We start from the raw sequence: 17,572 nt of genomic DNA on the forward strand, positions 1-17,572 counted from the left end.
CCGCTTCGGGTCGCCCGAACCAGGAGTAATGGGTTCGTCCCGCCGTGCGTTCGCCGCGGGTGATCGACGAGAGCCCCGTGCTCCCTGGAGGACCCGTGCCACCCGCCGCCACACCCGCGCCCGCCCCTGACCGGGAGGCGGCGCGGGGCGGTCCCCGCCGGGTCCGGAACCCGCTGCTGCTCGCCCCCGCCGGCGCCGGACTGCTCACGGCGGCCGTCTTCGTCCTGGCCACCGCGCTCGCCCGCAGCCATCCCCTCGGGCCGTACACCCGGAACGTCGTCGACCTGGGCCAGCAGTACCTGCCGTACCACGCCTACTGGCGTGCCTTCCTGCTCGGCGACACCCACGGCGACGCCTTCCTCAACTGGAACTCCGGCTTCGGCGCGGGCTTCCTCGGCGACATCGGCACGTATCTGAGCAGTCCGTTCTCCCTGCTCGTCGTGGTCTTCCCGGCCGACCGGCCGGAGCTCGCGCTGTACGTCATCACCGCGCTCAAGATCACCGCGGCGGGGGCGGCGATGGCCGCGCTGCTGATCCGGCTCCGCCCGGCGGACGGGCGGGACGGCGGCCCCTGGCCGCTCGCCGCCCTCCTCGGAGCCGCGTACGCGCTCTCGGGCTGGACCTTCAACCACGGCGCCTCCGTGCCGATGTGGCTGGACGGGCTCATCGCCTTCCCGCTGCTCTGCCTCGTGGCCGAGTGGGCACGGGCGGGACGGCGGCCGGTGCTCGGGCCGCTGGTCGTCGCCGTCGCCTGGACCGCCAACTTCTACACCGCCTACATGGCCACCCTCGGTGCCGCGCTCTTCCTCGCCGTGCGGCTCCTCACCGCCGACACCACCGGCGCCCGGGCGCGTCTCGCCGCGCTGCTCCGGTCCGTGTGGACCGTCGGCCTCGGCGTCGGGCTCGCCGCGCCGCTCGTCCTCGTCGTCTTCAGCGGCACGAAGTACGCGGACCCGACGCCCGAGACCGTCTTCGCGCCCGCCGCCTGGACCGAGCTGTTCGGCCGCTTCCTGCCCGCCACCGCCAACGTGGGCACGCCGGCGCTCTTCATCGGCACGCCCGCGCTCCTCCTCGCGCTCACGCTGCCGTTCAACCGGGCCGTCGCCCCGCGCGTCCGGTACGGCTGGACGGCGGCGGTCGTCCTCGTCACGCTCTCCCTCCAGTGGGGGCCCACCCACCTCCTCTGGCACGCCGGCGCCTCACCCAACGGCAACCCGTACCGCCAGACCTTCGTCCTCTGCGGCCTGCTCCTGATCGCCGCCTGGCTCTCCGGCGCCCCCGGCGTGCCCCGTCCGGCCGCCCTGCTCGGCGCCGCCACCCTCCTCGGGGCGCTCGCCCTCGCCGCCCGCACCAGCACCGACATCGACGCCTGGAGCCACCCCACCGCCGGCGCCGCCCTCCTGCTCGCCGCCCTCGCCGCGCCGCTCCTGCTCCGCGGCCGCGCACGGACACCCGCACTCGCCGCCGTCGCCGCCGCCCTCCTGCTCGCCGCGCAGGCGGGCGAGGCGGCCGTCAGCGGGGCGCGGATCGAGCGGCAGCAGCGCGCCGACGTGGCCTGGGCGCCCCGGATCGGCGGCTGGCAGCGGGCCGTGGGCGCCGAGGTGGCCCGCGCGGACGCCTGGCCCGCGCACCGCACCGACCCCGGCCCGCTGCCCGGCGGCAACGAACCCCTCCTCCTCGGCGGCGAGGGCGCCGACACGTACTCCAGCCTCACCACCGAGAACACCTCCCGCACCCTCGACTCCCTCGGCTTCGGCCACTACGCCAAGGGCCGGCACCCCGAGACCCTCGACAACCCCGTCACCGACGCGATCTTCTCGATCGGCACCCGGATCCGCTCCGCGGCCGCCGAGCCGGTGCGCCAGGACGCCGCGCCCCGCGGCACCGCGACCGCCACGACCACCGCCGTACCGCCGCTCGTCACCGTCCACCCGGGCCGGCCGGCCGTCGTCGACCCGGCGGACTCCGCCTTCCGCAACCAGGAACTGCTCCTCGGCGCCTCCGTGTACGCGCTGCCCGCCGTGCGCCGCACCGGCACCACGCTCACCGCCCGCTGCCCGGCCGGCGCCGAGGTCTGGTTCTGGGCGCCCGAGTACGAGGGCACCGCCGCCCTCGCCGACGGCGCGCCCGCCGACTACGACGGCCGCCCGCCCGCCACCCGCGCCCCGATGCGCGCCCTCGGTACCGTCCCGGCCGGCGGCGAGGTGCGCATCCGGCTCGTGCCCGCGCGGAAGCCGGTCCTGCCACGCCAGTCCGTCGGCTGCCTCGACCGCGCCCGGCTCGCCGCCGCCGTCACCCGGCTCACCGCCACCGGCGCCACCCGCGTCACCACCACCGGCCACACCCTCACCGCCGAACTGCCGCCCGGCAGCACCGGCCTCGCCGTCGTCGCCGTGCCCCGGACCACCGGCTGGCGCTGCGCGGCCGGGGAGGCCGAGCCGGTCTCCGCCCGCTCTCACCGGGGCCTGCTCGCCGTCCCCCTGGACGGCCGCGCGACCCGGGTCGGCTGCTCCTTCCGCCCCCCGGGCGTCCGGCTCGGCGCCGCCGCCGGGGCCACCGCGCTCCTCGCCCTCGCCGGCACCGCGCTGGTCGCCCGGCGTCGCGCCCGAGGGCCGGACGGCGGTTCGCGCGAGGGACGACAAGAGTTCACCGGCCGTCCACGCGAGGCTCGTTCGCGTGCTCAGGACGCCGATTACGCTGCCCGCCGTACCGGCGCCTGACAGCCGGAGGACACCCGGAATCCAGATCCGGGCCCGTCCCCGGCACCGCAAGCCCGCCCTCGTGAGCCCACTCCCGCAAGCCCGCCCTCGTGAGCCCACTCCCGCAAGCCCGCCCCGTCGCACGGTCCCGTCCGTCTCCGACCCGTCCGTCTCCGACCCCGTCCGTCTCCGATCCAGTGTGGGGATTCTCCGCGTGCCCAAACTCTCCGTCGTCGTCCCCTTCCACAACGTCGGGCCCTACGCCCCCGACACCGTGCGCAGCCTCGCCCAGAACGCGGACCCGGACTTCGAGTTCCTGCTGATCGACGACTGCTCCACCGACGAGACCCCGGACGTCCTCGACCGCTGGCGGGACCGCATCCCGAACGCCAGGGTCATCCGCCACGAGACCAACCTCGGCGTGGCGCAGGCCCGCAACACCGGCATCGACGCCGCCACCGGCGACTACCTCACCTTCCTCGACGGCGACGACTGGTACGCCCCCGGCCACCTCCGGGCCGCCGTCGACGGCATAGAGCGGCTGGGCTGCGACTTCGCCCGGACCGACCACGTCCTCGCCGAGGGCCGCAAGCGGAACATCAAGTACGCCCCCGCCAAGGTCCGCGACGCCGTGATGGACCCCCGCGACGGCATCGCCCCGGCCAGCATGATCACCATGGTGGACTACCCCTTCGTCCCCTTCGGCATCTACGGCCGCACCCTCTTCGAGGACGGCGCGTCCCGCTTCGAGACCCGGCTGCGCACCGCCGAGGACCGTCTCTGGGTCTGGCGCCTCCACCTCAAGGCCCGCACCTACGCCGCCCTCTCCCTGCACGGCGTCTTCTACCGCCGGGGCGTCACCACCTCGCTGACCCAGATCAGCGACAACCGCCAGCTGGACTTCATCCCCTCCTACGACCTGCTCCTGGAGGAGGTCTCCCGGGACCGGGACGCCGACCGCTTCCTGCCCAAGGCCGTCCGCACCTACTGCGCCATGATCGCCTTCCATGTGAACAAGGCCGGGAAGTACGAGCCGGAGGTCGCCCAGCGGCTGCGCGCCGACGTCGCCGACGCCCTGCACCGCATGCCGCAGGACGTCCTCGAAGAGACCCTCTCCACCATGGACACCCCTCGCGCCACCCTCCTGCGGAGCCTGCGCGAGACCGGAAGGACCGTCTGACCATGACCACCGACACCGCCACCGGGGCCGGCACGGTCCAGATCTTCCAGGTCTCCACCCTCTACGGCGCCGCGACCGTCGCCGCCGCGATCGACGCCGGACTCTACGGAGCCCCCGCCGACGCCCGCCGCCTCCTGCTGCTCTCGCACAACGCCGAGATCCCGGAGACCGCGCTCCGCCTGGAGTCCATGACCGGCTACCCGCGGATCGCGGCCCGCTTCGACGGCGTCCTCGACTGGAACGAGACGATCCACCCCTACCACCCGGCCGCCTGGGCCCCCCGCCCGGAGGAGGCCCCGCTCTGGCAGCGGGTGCTCCGCACCGCCTGGGACCTCGGATCCGCCCGCGTCGAGCTGATCGTGGAGTCCATCCAGGTCAACCCGGCCAAGGCGCTCGGCGCCTGCTTCCCGGAGAGCTCCGTCGAGGTGTACGCCGACGGGCTGATGAGCTACGGACCCACCCGCACGGACGTGGCCCAGTCCCTGGCCTGCCGCATCCGCCGGCTGCTCCACCTCGACCTCGTGCCCGGCCTCACCCCGATGCTCCTCACCGAGTACGGCACCCCCTCGGCCCTGGTCCCCGACGCCGCCTTCCGCGCGGTGCTCGCCGAGATCGCCGCCGACGCGGGCGAGGACCCGGCCGTCGCCGCGGCCGTCGCCGCCGCGCCCACCGCGCTCCTCCTCGGCCAGTACCTCGCCGCGCTCGGCCTCCTCACCGTCGAGGAGGAGGAGGAACTGCACGTCCGCATGCTCCGGGGCGCCGCCGCACTCGGCCACCGCAGCGTCGTCTTCAAGCCGCACCCCACCGCGCCCGCCGGCTACTCGACCGTGCTGCGCGAAGCCGCCGAGGAGGCCGGGGTCCGGCTCACCGTCCTCGACGTGCCGCTGCTCGCGGAGACCTTCTACGAGCGCTGCGCGCTGCGGCTCGTCGTCGGCTGCTTCTCCACGGCGATGCTCACGGCCGCCGTCTACTACGGGGTCCCCGTCGCCCGGGTCGGCACCGGCGAACTGCTCGAACGGCTGACCCCCTTCGAGAACAGCAACCGGATCCCGCTCACCGTGGTCGACCACCTCGTCCCCGATCTGGAGGACGGCGCGGAGCCCGTCGTGCCGGGGGCGGCGCCCGCGTCACTCGCGCCGCTCGTCCGCGCGGTGAGCTACTGCATGCGGCACAAGGCCCACCCCGGCATGCGGGCCGAGACCGAGCTGTACCTGGCGGCGCACCACGCCGACCCTGCGGTCGCCCACCACTTCGCCCCGGCACGCCTCACCCAGCTCGGCCTGCCCGGCGGCGAGCCCGCCCCGGCCGGGCCCTCGCTGCTCCGCCGGGGCCTGGTCCGCGGCCGCCGCTGAGGTCCGCCGCGCCGCCGGTTCGGTCCCGGGGCCGTACCGGCGTCAACGGGAGCGTGACCTCACGAGGGTGAACACCGCGCCCTCCGGGTCCGCCACCAGGGCGAGCCGTCCGGCGGTGCCGTCCCGGGGCGGCCGCAGCACGTGGCCGCCCAGCTCCACCACGAGCCGGGCGGCCGCGTCCGCGTCGTCGACCTCGAAGTACGTCATCCAGTGCGGGCCCCGGTCCCGGGCCAGCTCCTCGCCCACCCCGTGCAGCGAGGCGACCGGGCGCCCGTCGACGTGCAGGGTGGCGTAGTCGAAGTCCGCCGAGACGACCGGCTCGACCTCGTAGCCGAAGACCGACCGGTAGAACTTGCCGACGGTGGCCGTCTCGTAGGTGAGCAGTTCGTTCCACACCGGCGTCCCGGGCGGGCCCGCGAGCGCGGTGCCGTGGTGGGCCTCCGCCTCCCAGACCCCGAAGACCGCGCCCGCCGGGTCGGCGCAGATGACGAGGCGGCCGGCCTCGCCCGCGTCCAGCGGGCCGACCGCCACGGTCCCGCCGCAGCAGCGGATGGACTCGGCGGTCTCCCCGGCGTCGTCGGTGGCCAGATAGGTCGTCCAGGCGGTGTCGAGGTGGCGGTCGGGGGGCAGCTGTCCGATGCCGGCCACTTCGCGGCCGCCGAGGAGCGCCCGCACGTACGGGCCGAGCTGCTGCGGACCGGGGACGAACTCCCAACCGAAGAGTTCCCGGTAGAAGTCCTGCGTCGCCTGGATCCCGTGCACCATGAGACTCACCCAGCAGGGTGTCCCCGGGCTGCGTCGAGCGGCCTCGGTCATCGTCACCCTCTCCTCGGACGTGGTCGTGACCGTGCTCCGCCGCCGGTGACTTCGCCGGGCCGCGCACGGCGCGCCCCGGTCGCACCCCGTCTGGCGCGATCCTCCGGGAGGACGCCGGGTCCCTCCCCGACGCGGGCATGGCTGCGCGAGGATGGCCCCATGAAGCCCATCATCTCCGCAAGCGAACTCGCCAGCGAGTCGGCGGGAACCCGGCCGCCGGTCCTCCTGGACGTGCGCTGGACCCTCGGGGGCCCGCCCGGGCGCCCCGCGTACGAAGCCGGCCACCTGCCCGGCGCGGTCTACGTGGACCTCGACGCCGAACTGGCGGGACCGCCGGGGGAGGGCGGCCGGCATCCGCTGCCCGACCCGGAGGCCTTCGGGGCGGTGATGCGCCGGGCGGGGGTCCACGCGGACCGTCCGGTGGTGGTCTACGACGGCGGGCTCGGCTGGGGGGCCGCCCGCGCCTGGTGGCTGCTGCGCTGGACCGGCCACCAGGACGTGCGGGTGCTCGACGGGGGCCTGGCGGCCTGGCCGGGGGAGCTGTCGACCGCGGTGCCGGCACCGGAGCCGGGCGACTTCACTCCGAAGCCGGGCGGGCTGCGGTTGCTCGACGCGGACGAGGCGGCGGCGCTGGCCCGCTCCGGGCTGCTCCTGGACGCCCGGGCGGCCGAGCGGTACCGCGGCGACGTGGAGCCGATCGACCGGGTCGGCGGTCACATCCCGGGCGCCCACTCGGCGCCGACCACGGAGAACGTGGCCGCGGACGGCCTCTTCCTCGCCGCCGACGCGCTGCGGGAGCGGTTCGCCGGTCTCGGCGCGGTGGAGGCGGAGGAGGTCGGCGTCTACTGCGGCTCGGGCGTCTCCGGCGCCCACGAGGTGCTGGCCCTGGAGCTGGCCGGCATCCCGGCGGCCCTGTACGCCGGCTCCTGGTCGGAGTGGTCCTCGGACCCGTCCCGCCCGGTGGCCACCGGCCCGGACCCGCGGTAGCGGAGGCGTACGGGAAGGACCGCGGCACCGGAGGTTCACGGAAGGGCCGGCAGTAGCGGAGGCGTCCGAGAGGCCCGCGGTAACGGAGGCGTCCGAGAGGCCCGCGGTAGCGGAGGCGTACCGAAGGGCCCGCGTCGAGCGTTCGACGCGGGCCCTTCCCGGTGCGTGCCGGGGCTACTCCTGCTTCTTCCGGCGCGTCCCGAAGACGATCTCGTCCCAGCTGGGGACCGCCGCGCGGCGGCCCGGGCGGACGCCGTCGGCCTCCGCCTGCCGGTCGGTGGCGCCGTGCAGCCGGTCGCGGTGACCGGAGACGGAGCGGGGCATGAGGACGTCGGCGTACGCCGCGCCGGCTCCCGCGGAGGCGGCGGGAGCGGGCGGCTCCTCCGCCTCGACCTCGTCGGAGGGCTGCCCGTCGGGCTGCTCCGGCACCACCAGGTCGCCGCGGAAGCTCGGCACCGCCTCCAAGAGGCTGGTGAGCGAGTCCCGCTCGTCCTCCGGCTCCGCCGACGCCGTCAGCGGGGCGCGGTCGAGCTGCCGGTCGAGGGCGCGGTCCAGCGGCCGGTCCAGAGTCCGGTCGAGCGGCCGGTCCCGGGGCAGCCGGGCGATGCGCGGTACGAAGGGGAAGCTCGGCTCCGGCGCGGCGAGGGTGTCGTCGGTCTCGCCGATGAGCGCCCGCGCCTCGTCGTCCACGGCCTGGACGAGCCGGCGCGGCGGGTCGTAGGTCCAGCTGGCGGTGTGCACCTCGCCCGCGACCCGGTAGACGAGCAGCACCTCCCAGGTGCCGTCGTCGCGCCGCCAGGAGTCCCACTGCACGGTGTCCTTGTCGGCGCCGCGCAGCAGCAGCCGCTCCTGCACCGCCTCGCCGAGCTGGGGTCCGGTGTTCTCGCCGGGCCGGCGAACCGGGGTCTTCCGGGCCCGCTCGGCCATGAAGGCGCGCTCGGCGAGGACGGGGCCCTCGAACCGGCGGACGCGGTCGACGGGGATGCCGGCGAGCTGGGCGACCTCCTCGGCGGAGGCACCGGCTCGTATCCGCGCCTGGATGTCCCGGGGGCGGAGGTGGCTCTCGACCTCGATCTCGATCTGGCCGAGGCGCGCGCGGTCGTTGCGCACGGCGGCCCGCAGCCGCTCGTCGATCGGAAGCGTGTACTCCGTGCTGTCGGCAGCCTTGAGCACCAGTCGTGTGCCGTCGTTGGAGACGGCCACGACACGCAGTTCGGGCATGGGGACCTCCCGGGTGGTGCCTGCCGACGTCACGTGCGTCGCTGCTTCCGCTAGTCGAGTGTGGCCTGCCCGGGTGCAGCCTGCCACTACCTTGCCGAGTTGCCCGGCGTGTCGGGCGTGGACCCGGAGTCGCCGTTATGGCACGGTTACCTGTTCACTACCCGGAGTGACCGAGGGTCACACTGTGTAGCGGTTCCGTTCCCGGGCGCCCCGGAAGGCGTCCGGACCCAGGGTTCGCCAATGTACTCCATTCGGGCCACTCGGGTGGACCGGCGCGCCGCCCAACTTCTCGGGGTGCGCGGGAGTTGAGTCGCCGTCTCCCTTCCTGCCGCGTGGCACTCTTCACAGAACCCCCTGAAACGGAACTATTCGCTTCGCCCGTATGTCCCTTCTGGGTGCACGGTGGAACAGATGACCAAGCAGAGGGTGGAGATGCGTCACAGGCAGCCGACCGACACGGACGACCCGGAGATACGGGCGCCGGCCCCCGGGAACGGAGCCCCGGAGCCGGGGGAGACGGCCCCGCGGAAGATCGACCTGAGCGTGCCCCAGGTCGCCGGCAGCGCTCTCGCCGCCGTGATCGCCGCCAAACTCGCCTCCACCCTGGGGGTCTACGGCACGATCCTCGGCGCCGGTGTGATCAGCGTCATCGCCACCTGCGGCGGGCCGCTCTTCCAGCAGCTCCTCAAACGGACCGGCGAGCAGGTGCGGGGCGCGACCGCCGTCAAGCCGAGGGCGCGTCAGGTCCCGTCCCCCGCACCGGCGGACCCCCGCGACGACCGCCACACCCCGATGCCGGGCGCCCTCCCCGGGGCCGCGGCGCCGTCGCCGTACGACGGGGAGTTCGGCGCCGCCACCCTCCACGGAACCCGGCTGCGTGGCTGGAAACGCCCGATGCTGGCCGCCGCGCTCGTCTTCGGCGTCACCATGGGCGGCATCACCACCTACGAGCTGGTCTCCGGCGAGGACTTCAGCGGTACCCAGGGCACCACCACCTTCGGCTCCGTGGTCCGCGGCGACGGCGGGGGCCGGCAGGACGCCCCCGAACCGCTCGCGCCCGAGCGCCGGACGCCCGCGCCGACCGGCTCCGCGAGCCCCGACGCCCAGCCGGACGCGCGCACCCCGTCCACCGGCGCCACCTCCGACCCCGGCACCGGCACCGGAACCCCGGACGGCGGGGCCACGACGGCCCCGGTCCCGGACCCGACCGGCTCGGCCGACGGCGGCACGGCCCCCACCCGGGAGCCCGTCGCGCCGACCACCGGGCCCACGGCGCCCGAGTCGCCGAGCGCGCCCACCGAGCCCCCGGCCACCGGCCCGGTTCCCGGGGGCACCGCCCCCACCGCCCCCGCGGCCCCCTCCGGGGACGGCACGGCCGGCTGAGCCCCCGTCAGTCGCCGAGGATCCGCCGCAGATGGTCGTTGGCGAAGAGGCGCTCCGGATCGAGCCGGTCGCGCAGGGCCGTGAACTCGGCGAAGCGCGGATAGGCCGCCGCCAGCCGGTCCGCGTCCCGGGTGTGGACCTTGCCCCAGTGCGGCCGGCCGCCGTGCGCGGTCATGATGCGCTCCACCGCGGTGAAGTACCCGCGGTGGGGCGTCCCCCGGTAGAGGTGCACGGCGATGTAGGCCGTCTCCCGGCCGGAGGCCGTGGAGAGCGTGATGTCGTCGGCGGGCGCGGTGCGCACCTCCACCGGGAAGCTCACCTTGAGCGGCGAGCGCTCCACCATCGCCTTCAGCTCGCGCAGCGCCGTCGTAGCGGCCTCCCGCGGCAGCGCGTACTCCATCTCCAGGAAGCGGACCCGGCGCGGGGTGGTGAAGACCTTGTACGGGATGTCGGTGTACGTACGGGCGGACAGGGCGCGGCTGGAGACCCGGGCGATCGAGGGGATGGCCGGCGGCACCGCCCGGCCGAGTGCGCAGGCCGCCCGGAAGACGCCGTTGGAGAGGAACTCGTCCTCGAACCAGCCGCCGAGGCGCGGCAGCGGGGCGGCGGGACCGGCGCTGCGGTTGTTGCGCTTGGTGTTGCAGTTGTCCGTGTGGGGGAACCAGTAGAACTCGAAGTGCTCGTTCTCCGCGTGCAGCTGGTCGAACTCGGCGATCACGCGGTCGAAGCGCATCGGCTCCTCCCGAGCGGTCAGCAGGAAGAGCGGCTCCACGGCGAAGGTGATCGCGCTGACCACGCCGAGCGCGCCGAGGCCGATCCGGGCCGCCGCGAACACCTCGGGGTGCCGCTCCTCGGAGCACGTCATGACCCCGCCGTCGGCCGTCACCAGCTCCAGGGCGCGTATCTGGGCGGCGAGGGAGGCGGAGTCCCGGCCGGTGCCGTGGGTGCCGGTCGAGGTGGCCCCGGCGACCGTCTGCTCCATGATGTCGCCCATGTTCGTGAGCGACAGGCCCTCCCGGGCCAGCGCCACGTTGAGCCGCTTCAGCGGCGTGCCGGACTCCACCGTCACCGTCATCGCCGCGCGGTCGATCCGCCGGATCCCGGTGAGCAGATCGGGGCGGATCAGCACCCCGTCGGTGGCGGCGATCGGGGTGAAGGAGTGGCCGGTGCCGACCGTCTTGACCCGCAGCCCGTCCCGGGCGGCCCGGCGGAGCTCGGCGGCCAGCTCCTCGGCGGAGGCCGGGCTCACCTCCCGGACCGGCCGGGAGGTGACGTTCCCCGCCCAGTTACGCCACGGGCTGCCCGCCGTCCTGGCGCTGCCCGGTCCCGCTGTCCTCGTGCTCATCTCGCCCCTCCCGCTCCGGCGCCGGCGTCCGCAGCCGGCGGTGGCCGAGGAGCCCCACCACGACCGCGAGCGCGCCCGCGACGACGGGCACCACGTACGCCGCCTCCGCCCCCGAGGCGTCGACCACCCAGCCGGCCGCGGAGGAGCCGAGGGCCACGCCGATCGCGAGGCCGGTGCCGGTCCAGGTCATGCCCTCGGTCAGCTGGGTGTGCGGTACGTGCTTCTCGACGAGGGCCATTGTGGTCACCATCGTCGGCGCGATGGAGAGGCCCGCGACAAAGAGCGCCACGGCCAGCAACGGCAGGTTCCCGGCCAGTAGGAGGGGGATCATACTCACGGCCATCGCGCAGACGCCGAGCAGCCACCGGCGGGACGGCTCGCCCTTGAGGTGCAGCAGCCCGAAGACCGCGCCGGCCAGGCAGGAACCGAGCGCGTAGACGGCCAGGACCAGGCTGGCGGCGGCCTTGTGGCCGCGCTCCTCGGCGAAGGCCACGGTCACCACGTCCACCGCGCCGAAGATCGCGCCGGTCGCCACGAAGGCCAGGGCGAGGACCTGGAGGCCGGGGGAGCGGAGCGCCGAGCGGCTCTTGACGGCGGGCTGCGGGTGCGGCTCGGGCTCGGTGGCCCGCTGGGAGGTCAGCCAGAAGACGCCGATGGCCAGGAAGACGCCGGCGAGCAGCGGGCCGGCCTCGGGGAACCAGGTGGTCGACAGGCCGATGGAGATGATCGGGCCGAAGATGAAGCACACCTCGTCGACGATCGACTCCCACGAGTACGCCGTGTGGAGCTTGCGCGCGTCACCCCGGTAGATGCCCGCCCAGCGGGCCCGGGTCATCGCGCCGACGCTGGGGACGACGCCGATCACGGCCGTGAACGCGAAGAGGGTCCAGTCCGGCGCCCCCTGCTGCACGCAGAGCAGCAGTCCGGCCGCGGCGGCCATCGAGATCAGGGTGACCGGGCGGAGCACCCGGCGCTGGCCGTGGCGGTCGACGAGCCGGGAGACCTGGGGGCCGAGCACGGCGGCGGACATCGCGAGCGTCGCCGACAGGGCGCCGGCGAGCCCGTACCGGCCGGTGACCTGGGAGATCATCGTGACGATGCCGATGCCCATCATGGACAGCGGCATCCGGCCGAGGAACCCGGCGACGGAGAACGAGGCGGTGCCGGGAGCGGAGAAGATCGCGCGATAGGGACTGGACAAGGGGTTCTCCGGCTCTGCGACGCGGCGTGCCGTCTGCGCGGCGCGGTCGACACGGGTAGTTAATGTCTAAAGCCTAAGGGTTCGAAGCGATCGGGTCACCCCCGAATTCCGGACGGGCCGCGCCCCGGACCGTCGGTCGCGGGTGGCAGGATCGGTGCCATGTCCGATCAGCTCGATCCCGCCCCGTACGACGCCCTGCTGCTGCTCTCCTTCGGCGGCCCCGAGGGCCCGGACGACGTCGTCCCGTTCCTGGAGAACGTGACGCGCGGCCGTGGCATCCCCAAGGAGCGGCTCAAGGAGGTGGGCCGGCACTACTTCCTCTTCGGCGGCGTCAGCCCGATCAACGGCCAGAACCGCGCGCTGCTCGACGCGCTGCGGGCCGACTTCGACGGGGCCGGCCTGCGCCTGCCGGTCTACTGGGGCAACCGCAACTGGGCCCCCTACCTGACCGACACCCTCCGCGACATGGTCCACGACGGCCGCCGCCACATCGCCGTCCTCACCACCAGCGCCTACGCCTCCTACTCCGGCTGCCGCCAGTACCGCGAGAACCTCGCCGACGCGCTCGCCGCCCTGGAGGCCGAAGGCCTGCCGCTGCCCCGCGTCGACAAGCTCCGCCACTTCTTCAACCACCCCGGCTTCGTGGAACCCATGGTCGAGGGCGTCCTCGCCTCCCTCGCCGACCTGGACGACGCCGTGCGGGACGGCGCCCACCTGGCCTTCACCACCCACTCCATCCCCGACTCCGCCGCCGACACCTCCGGCCCCGTCGCCGACCACGGCCCCGGCGGCGCCTACGTCAAGCAGCACCTCGACGTCGCCGGGCTCATCGCCGACGCGGTGCGCGAGCGGACCGGCACCGACCACCCCTGGCGGCTCGTCTACCAGTCCCGCAGCGGCGCCCCGCACATCCCCTGGCTGGAGCCGGACATCTGCGACCACCTGGAGGAGCTGCACGCCGCCGGCGCCCCCGCCGTCGTCATGGTGCCGATCGGCTTCGTCTCCGACCACATGGAGGTCCTCTACGACCTCGACACCGAGGCCACCGCCAAGGCCGCCGAGCTCGGGCTCCCGGTCCGCCGCTCCGCCACCGTCGGCGCCGACCCCCGCTTCGCCGCCGCCGTCCGCGACCTGGTCCTGGAACGCGCCGCCACCGAACGCGGCAGCCGCGCCGAACGCTGCGCCCTCGGCGCCCTCGGCCCCTCTCACGACCTCTGCCCCATCGGCTGCTGCCCCGCCCGCGGCGAACACCCGGCCGCCGCCGGCGCCGACAGCCCCTACGCCTGAGGAGCCGGCCATGACCTCCGCACCCCCGCTCGACGAGCTGCTCGCCCTCGCCCTGGAGGCCGCCCGGCGCGCCGGCGCCCTGCTGCGCGACGGCCGGCCCGACGACCTGGCCGTCGCCGCCACCAAGACCAGCGCCATCGACGTCGTCACCGAGATGGACATCGCCGCCGAGAAGCTGATCACCGGCTTCCTCACCGAGCACCGCCCGCAGGACGGGCTGCTCGGCGAGGAGGGGTCCGCCACCCCCGGCACCAGCGGCGTCCGCTGGGTCATCGACCCGCTCGACGGCACGGTGAACTATCTCTACGGCCTGCCGTCCTGGGCCGTCTCCATCGCCGCCGAGTACGAGGGCGAGACCGTCGTCGGCGTCGTGGAGGCCCCGCTGCGCGGCGAGACCTTCCGCGCCGTCCGCGGCGGCGGCGCGTACCTCGGCGACCGCCGGCTCGCGGTCCGTACGGCGCCCCCCTTCGACCAGGCCCTGCTCGGCACCGGCTTCGGGTACGTCCAGACGCGCCGCGCCCGCCAGGCCGACGTGGTCAGGGAGATCCTGCCGATGGTCCGCGACATCCGGCGGGGCGGCTCGGCCGCCATCGACCTCTGCGACGTGGCGGCCGGCCGGCTCGACGCGTACTACGAGCGCGGGCTCAACCCCTGGGACCACGCGGCGGGGGCCCTGATCGCCCGCGAGGCGGGCGCGCGCACCGGCGGACGTCCGGGGGAGCCCGAGTCCGGCGAACTGGCCGTGGCGGCCCCCGAGGGGCTCTTCGGGCCCCTCCAGGAGCTGCTCGAACGCCTGGGCGCCTGGCACGACTGAGACAGGGCGGGGCGGGGCCCCGACACGGCGATGCCCCGGAGCCGCGAAGGCTCCGGGGCATCGCCGTCGGCGCTCCCGGAGGAGCGCCGACGCTCAGGCGCTCTGTGCGTAGACCGTCGCGACCTCCACGCCGTGCTCCGCGGCCAGTCGGTGCAGGTCCTCCAGCTCGGCCTGCTCGACCTCCGCGAGGTACTCGTCGCCGGTCTCGCGGGCCCGCGTGAGGTCCGACTGCGTGGTCCTGATGCGGTGCAGCAGTCCTGCGGTGAACGCGTCCATGCGCCCCTCCTCGTGGGTCCGGCGGCACGGGGGTGTGCCGAGGATGGATGGATCACGCTCTGCGACGCTCCCCGGGGGACGGAGGAGCCGTGGGCGTGCCACAGACAGGGTGTGATCGCGGGGTGTGCAGACCTCCTCCCCAACGCCGTCCGCGGGGAAACCTCAACTGGCCCGGGATTCATGGTGAATTCTCCGTACTCCGTGGCGAGTCCCCGCCACGCACCCGCCCGCCCACGCGCCGACCCCGGCGCGTCCCCCGCCGTTCGCCGTCCCGTCATCCGCACCCCCGAGCGACCCCCGCACCCCCGCCTTACAGCCGGTTTACGCGCGTCCGGGGCAGGATGGACACGCACAGTCAGTGTTCGAGAACCGCCTCCGGTCCGCCCGGACCGGGGCGCGCGAGGGAAGGAAGAACGACGTGCGCGTACTCGTCGTCGAGGACGAGCAGCTGCTCGCCGATGCGGTGGCCACCGGACTGCGCCGGGAGGCCATGGCCGTCGACGTCGTGTACGACGGCGCCGCCGCCCTGGAGCGCGTCGGGGTCAACGACTACGACGTCGTCGTCCTCGACCGCGACCTGCCCCTGGTCCACGGCGACGACGTCTGCCGCAAGATCGTCGAGCTGGGGATGCCCACCCGCGTCCTGATGCTCACCGCCGCCGGCGACGTCAGCGACCGGGTCGAGGGCCTGGAGCTGGGCGCCGACGACTATCTGCCCAAGCCCTTCGCCTTCACCGAGCTCACCGCGCGCGTGCGGGCACTCGGGCGCCGCACCTCCGTGCCGCTGCCGCCCGTCCTGGAGCGCGCCGGCATCAAGCTCGACCCCAACCGCCGCGAGGTCTTCCGGGACGGCCGGGAGGTCCAGCTCGCCCCCAAGGAGTTCGCCGTCCTGGAGGTGCTGATGCGCTCCGAGGGCGCCGTCGTCTCCGCGGAGCAGCTCCTGGAGAAGGCCTGGGACGAGAACACCGACCCGTTCACCAACGTCGTCCGCGTCACCGTCATGACCCTGCGGCGCAAGCTGGGCGAGCCGCCCGTCATCGTCACCGTCCCCGGCTCCGGCTACCGGATCTGACCCGGTGGCCGCGACTCCGGCGCCGCACCCGCAGGCGCCACCGAAGCCCACCTGGGACCCCAGGGACCCGGTGAGACCGCTGCTCCGGCCGACCATCCGGATACGGCTCACGCTGCTGTACGGCGGCATGTTCCTGATCGCGGGGATCCTGCTGCTGTCGATCATCTACGTCTTCACGGCGCAGGCCGTCACCCACAACCTCACCCAGCTGCCGTTCAAGGTCGTCACCGGCAAGGTGCAGCCCACCACCTCCTGGTGCGAGCTGCCCGTCCAGGGCACCGGCGAGCAGCTCAACGCGGCCGTCTCCGCCTGCCTCAAGTACCAGCAGGACAAAGCCCTGGACGACCTGCTGCGCCGCTCGCTCTTCGCCCTCCTCGGGCTCAGCGTGATCGCCTTCGCCTTCGGCTACGCCATGGCCGGACGGGTGCTCTCGCCGCTCGGCAGGATCACCCGCACCGCCCGCCAGGTGGCCGGTTCCGATCTGGCCCGGCGGATCGAGCTGGACGGGCCGGACGACGAGCTCAAGGAGCTCGCGGACACCTTCGACGAGATGCTGGAGCGCCTGGAGCGGGCCTTCACCGCCCAGCAGCGCTTCGTCGCCAACGCCTCGCACGAGCTGAGGACCCCGCTGGCGATCAACCGCACGCTCCTGGAGGTCCACCTCTCCGACCCCGGGGCGCCGGTCGAGCTCCAGCAGCTCGGCAAGACCCTGCTGGCCACCAACGAGCGCAGCGAGCAGCTGGTCGAGGGCCTGCTGCTGCTCGCCCGGAGCGACAACCAGATCGTGGAGCGCAAGCCCGTCGACCTCGCCGAGGTCGCCGAGCGGGCCGTGGACCAGGTGCACGCGGAGGCCGAGGCGAAGGGCGTGGAGATCCGCGGCCGGCGGGCTCCCGTGGTCGTCCAGGGCAACGGCGTCCTGCTCGAACGGATCGCCTTGAACCTGCTTCAGAACGCCGTGCGGTACAACGTTCCCGAGGACGGCTGGGTCGAGGTCACCACCGAGGCGCAGCACGGCCAGGCGGTGCTCGTGGTGTCCAACACGGGACCCGTGGTCCCCGCGTACGAGATCGACAACCTCTTCGAGCCGTTCCGCAGGCTCCGCCAGGAGCGGACCGGCAGCGACAAGGGCGTCGGGCTCGGACTGTCGATCGCGCGCTCGGTGGCCCGGGCGCACGGCGGGAGGATCAGCGCGGAGCCCCGGGAGGGCGGTGGGCTGGTGATGCGTGTCACTCTGCCGATCTGACACACTGCGGGGACGAAGCCCGATCTGTTCGCTTTGAGCGGAATTCGGCGCGTCCCGCCCTGAGACGGTCATGTGTGATCGATCACAAGCACGAGTGCGGGATCGACCGCGCTGCGTGACCGTGAATTCCGGGGGAAAACCCGGAAAAGTCCGGGTTTCCCGGGCATCCGGCGGCGGAAAGTACACGGGGTGGCGCTCCACGCGGACCCACCGAGGACCGTGTACGGTCCGCTTCGCCACTCGTACCGATCCCTCGTGAAGAGCCCGGGACGGGTGTCGATTGAGTAACAGACCTTGATGTGAGGCAAAATCTGCGCCTCAGGTCGGGCACAAGTCCGACCTCTCACGCGTTACGTGCGCTGAGACACCCGCAACGACCCAGAGGGGGAGAGCGACATGGCAACGGATTACGACACCCCACGCAAGACCGACGACGACGTCGACTCGGACAGCCTTGAAGAGCTCAAGGCCCGTCGGAACGACAAGTCGACCTCGACCGTCGACGTCGACGAGTTCGAGGCCGCAGAGGGCCTGGAGCTCCCGGGCGCCGACCTCTCGAACGAGGAACTGGCCGTCCGCGTCCTGCCCAAGCAGGCCGACGAGTTCACCTGCATGAGCTGCTTCCTGGTGCACCACCGCAGCCAGCTGGCGCGCGAGAAGAACGGCCAGCCGATCTGCCGCGACTGCGACTGAGCT

General features: G+C 74.2%; 15 protein-coding genes. 10 read left to right on the forward strand and 5 right to left on the reverse strand.

The genetic code is table 11. The annotated features are described in order from the left end of the window. Positions 1–95 precede the first annotated feature (95 nt). The 3 genes from ACFZCF_RS24810 to ACFZCF_RS24820 all read left to right on the forward strand — a co-directional run bounded on the left by ACFZCF_RS24810 (position 96) and on the right by ACFZCF_RS24820 (position 5,231). Positions 96–2,720 carry a YfhO family protein gene (locus ACFZCF_RS24810; RefSeq protein WP_391288855.1) on the forward strand — a complete coding sequence of 875 codons (2,625 nt, stop codon included), beginning with the start codon at positions 96–98 and terminating at the stop codon, positions 2,718–2,720. A 193-nt stretch (positions 2,721–2,913) separates the two neighbouring features. Further along, positions 2,914–3,879: a glycosyltransferase family 2 protein gene (locus ACFZCF_RS24815; protein ID WP_388449443.1), complete on the forward strand. Its 966-nt coding sequence runs from the start codon at positions 2,914–2,916 to the stop codon at positions 3,877–3,879. A 2-nt stretch (positions 3,880–3,881) separates the two neighbouring features. Continuing rightward, complete coding sequence (locus ACFZCF_RS24820) at positions 3,882–5,231, forward strand: polysialyltransferase family glycosyltransferase (RefSeq protein WP_391288857.1); 1,350 nt, start codon at positions 3,882–3,884, stop codon at positions 5,229–5,231. Between the two features lie 42 nt (positions 5,232–5,273). Here the strand turns inward: ACFZCF_RS24820 and ACFZCF_RS24825 are convergent, their stop codons facing one another. Then, positions 5,274–5,996 (reverse strand): VOC family protein, encoded by a 723-nt coding sequence (locus ACFZCF_RS24825; RefSeq protein ID WP_391288860.1) that lies wholly within the window; start codon positions 5,994–5,996, stop codon positions 5,274–5,276. Positions 5,997–6,206: 210 nt separating this feature from the next. Between ACFZCF_RS24825 and ACFZCF_RS24830 the strand changes: the two genes are divergently transcribed. Next, positions 6,207–7,034 (forward strand): rhodanese-like domain-containing protein, encoded by an 828-nt coding sequence (locus ACFZCF_RS24830; RefSeq protein ID WP_391288862.1) that lies wholly within the window; start codon positions 6,207–6,209, stop codon positions 7,032–7,034. Positions 7,035–7,208: 174 nt separating this feature from the next. Here the strand turns inward: ACFZCF_RS24830 and sepH are convergent, their stop codons facing one another. After that, positions 7,209–8,255, reverse strand: coding sequence for a septation protein SepH (sepH, locus tag ACFZCF_RS24835; RefSeq protein ID WP_391288864.1), 1,047 nt, complete (start codon positions 8,253–8,255; stop codon positions 7,209–7,211). A gap of 411 nt (positions 8,256–8,666) precedes the next feature. Here sepH and ACFZCF_RS24840 point away from each other — a divergent pair, with 411 nt between their 5' ends. Further along, complete coding sequence (locus ACFZCF_RS24840; RefSeq protein WP_391288866.1) at positions 8,667–9,638, forward strand: hypothetical protein; 972 nt, start codon at positions 8,667–8,669, stop codon at positions 9,636–9,638. 7 nt (positions 9,639–9,645) lie between these two features. Here ACFZCF_RS24840 and ACFZCF_RS24845 read toward each other — a convergent pair whose 3' ends face one another. Next, positions 9,646–10,983, reverse strand: coding sequence for a D-arabinono-1,4-lactone oxidase (locus ACFZCF_RS24845; protein ID WP_391288868.1), 1,338 nt, complete (start codon positions 10,981–10,983; stop codon positions 9,646–9,648). Continuing rightward, positions 10,925–12,184 (reverse strand): MFS transporter, encoded by a 1,260-nt coding sequence (locus ACFZCF_RS24850; RefSeq protein ID WP_388449436.1) that lies wholly within the window; start codon positions 12,182–12,184, stop codon positions 10,925–10,927. The genes ACFZCF_RS24845 and ACFZCF_RS24850 overlap by 59 nt, the downstream gene beginning before the upstream one ends. A gap of 159 nt (positions 12,185–12,343) precedes the next feature. Here ACFZCF_RS24850 and ACFZCF_RS24855 point away from each other — a divergent pair, with 159 nt between their 5' ends. Both ACFZCF_RS24855 and ACFZCF_RS24860 read left to right on the forward strand, forming a co-directional pair. Next, positions 12,344–13,471, forward strand: coding sequence for a ferrochelatase (locus tag ACFZCF_RS24855; RefSeq protein WP_388449435.1), 1,128 nt, complete (start codon positions 12,344–12,346; stop codon positions 13,469–13,471). Between the two features lie 10 nt (positions 13,472–13,481). Further along, complete coding sequence (locus tag ACFZCF_RS24860; RefSeq protein ID WP_388449434.1) at positions 13,482–14,285, forward strand: inositol monophosphatase family protein; 804 nt, start codon at positions 13,482–13,484, stop codon at positions 14,283–14,285. A gap of 93 nt (positions 14,286–14,378) precedes the next feature. On the opposite strand, the gene ACFZCF_RS24865 is transcribed toward ACFZCF_RS24860, so the two are convergent. Further along, positions 14,379–14,561 (reverse strand): hypothetical protein, encoded by a 183-nt coding sequence (locus tag ACFZCF_RS24865; RefSeq protein ID WP_189955346.1) that lies wholly within the window; start codon positions 14,559–14,561, stop codon positions 14,379–14,381. 418 nt (positions 14,562–14,979) lie between these two features. Between ACFZCF_RS24865 and ACFZCF_RS24870 the strand changes: the two genes are divergently transcribed. The 3 genes from ACFZCF_RS24870 to ACFZCF_RS24880 all read left to right on the forward strand — a co-directional run bounded on the left by ACFZCF_RS24870 (position 14,980) and on the right by ACFZCF_RS24880 (position 17,569). Continuing rightward, entirely contained in the window at positions 14,980–15,633 is a 654-nt protein-coding gene (locus ACFZCF_RS24870) for a response regulator transcription factor (RefSeq protein ID WP_189955344.1), read from the forward strand. A 4-nt stretch (positions 15,634–15,637) separates the two neighbouring features. Next, complete coding sequence (locus ACFZCF_RS24875) at positions 15,638–16,876, forward strand: sensor histidine kinase (RefSeq protein WP_388449433.1); 1,239 nt, start codon at positions 15,638–15,640, stop codon at positions 16,874–16,876. Between the two features lie 396 nt (positions 16,877–17,272). After that, the gene (locus tag ACFZCF_RS24880; protein WP_003955561.1) at positions 17,273–17,569 is read left to right on the forward strand and encodes a DUF4193 domain-containing protein; all 297 of its coding nucleotides are present in this window, start codon (positions 17,273–17,275) and stop codon (positions 17,567–17,569) included. Positions 17,570–17,572: the final 3 nt, after the last annotated feature.

The sequence above is a fragment of the Streptomyces sp. NPDC007945 genome, assembly GCF_042958885.1.
Classification (GTDB): domain Bacteria; phylum Actinomycetota; class Actinomycetes; order Streptomycetales; family Streptomycetaceae; genus Streptomyces.

Coding starts and splice junctions, on each gene's coding strand:
- ACFZCF_RS24880 (WP_003955561.1), top strand. CDS start 17,273: ATGGCAACGGATTACGACACCCCACGCAAGACCGACGACGACGTCGAC.
- ACFZCF_RS24855 (WP_388449435.1), top strand. CDS start 12,344: ATGTCCGATCAGCTCGATCCCGCCCCGTACGACGCCCTGCTGCTGCTC.
- ACFZCF_RS24830 (WP_391288862.1), top strand. CDS start 6,207: ATGAAGCCCATCATCTCCGCAAGCGAACTCGCCAGCGAGTCGGCGGGA.
- ACFZCF_RS24860 (WP_388449434.1), top strand. CDS start 13,482: ATGACCTCCGCACCCCCGCTCGACGAGCTGCTCGCCCTCGCCCTGGAG.
- sepH (WP_391288864.1), bottom strand. CDS start 8,255: ATGCCCGAACTGCGTGTCGTGGCCGTCTCCAACGACGGCACACGACTG.
- ACFZCF_RS24820 (WP_391288857.1), top strand. CDS start 3,882: ATGACCACCGACACCGCCACCGGGGCCGGCACGGTCCAGATCTTCCAG.
- ACFZCF_RS24840 (WP_391288866.1), top strand. CDS start 8,667: ATGACCAAGCAGAGGGTGGAGATGCGTCACAGGCAGCCGACCGACACG.
- ACFZCF_RS24825 (WP_391288860.1), bottom strand. CDS start 5,996: ATGGTGCACGGGATCCAGGCGACGCAGGACTTCTACCGGGAACTCTTC.
- ACFZCF_RS24845 (WP_391288868.1), bottom strand. CDS start 10,983: ATGAGCACGAGGACAGCGGGACCGGGCAGCGCCAGGACGGCGGGCAGC.
- ACFZCF_RS24865 (WP_189955346.1), bottom strand. CDS start 14,561: ATGGACGCGTTCACCGCAGGACTGCTGCACCGCATCAGGACCACGCAG.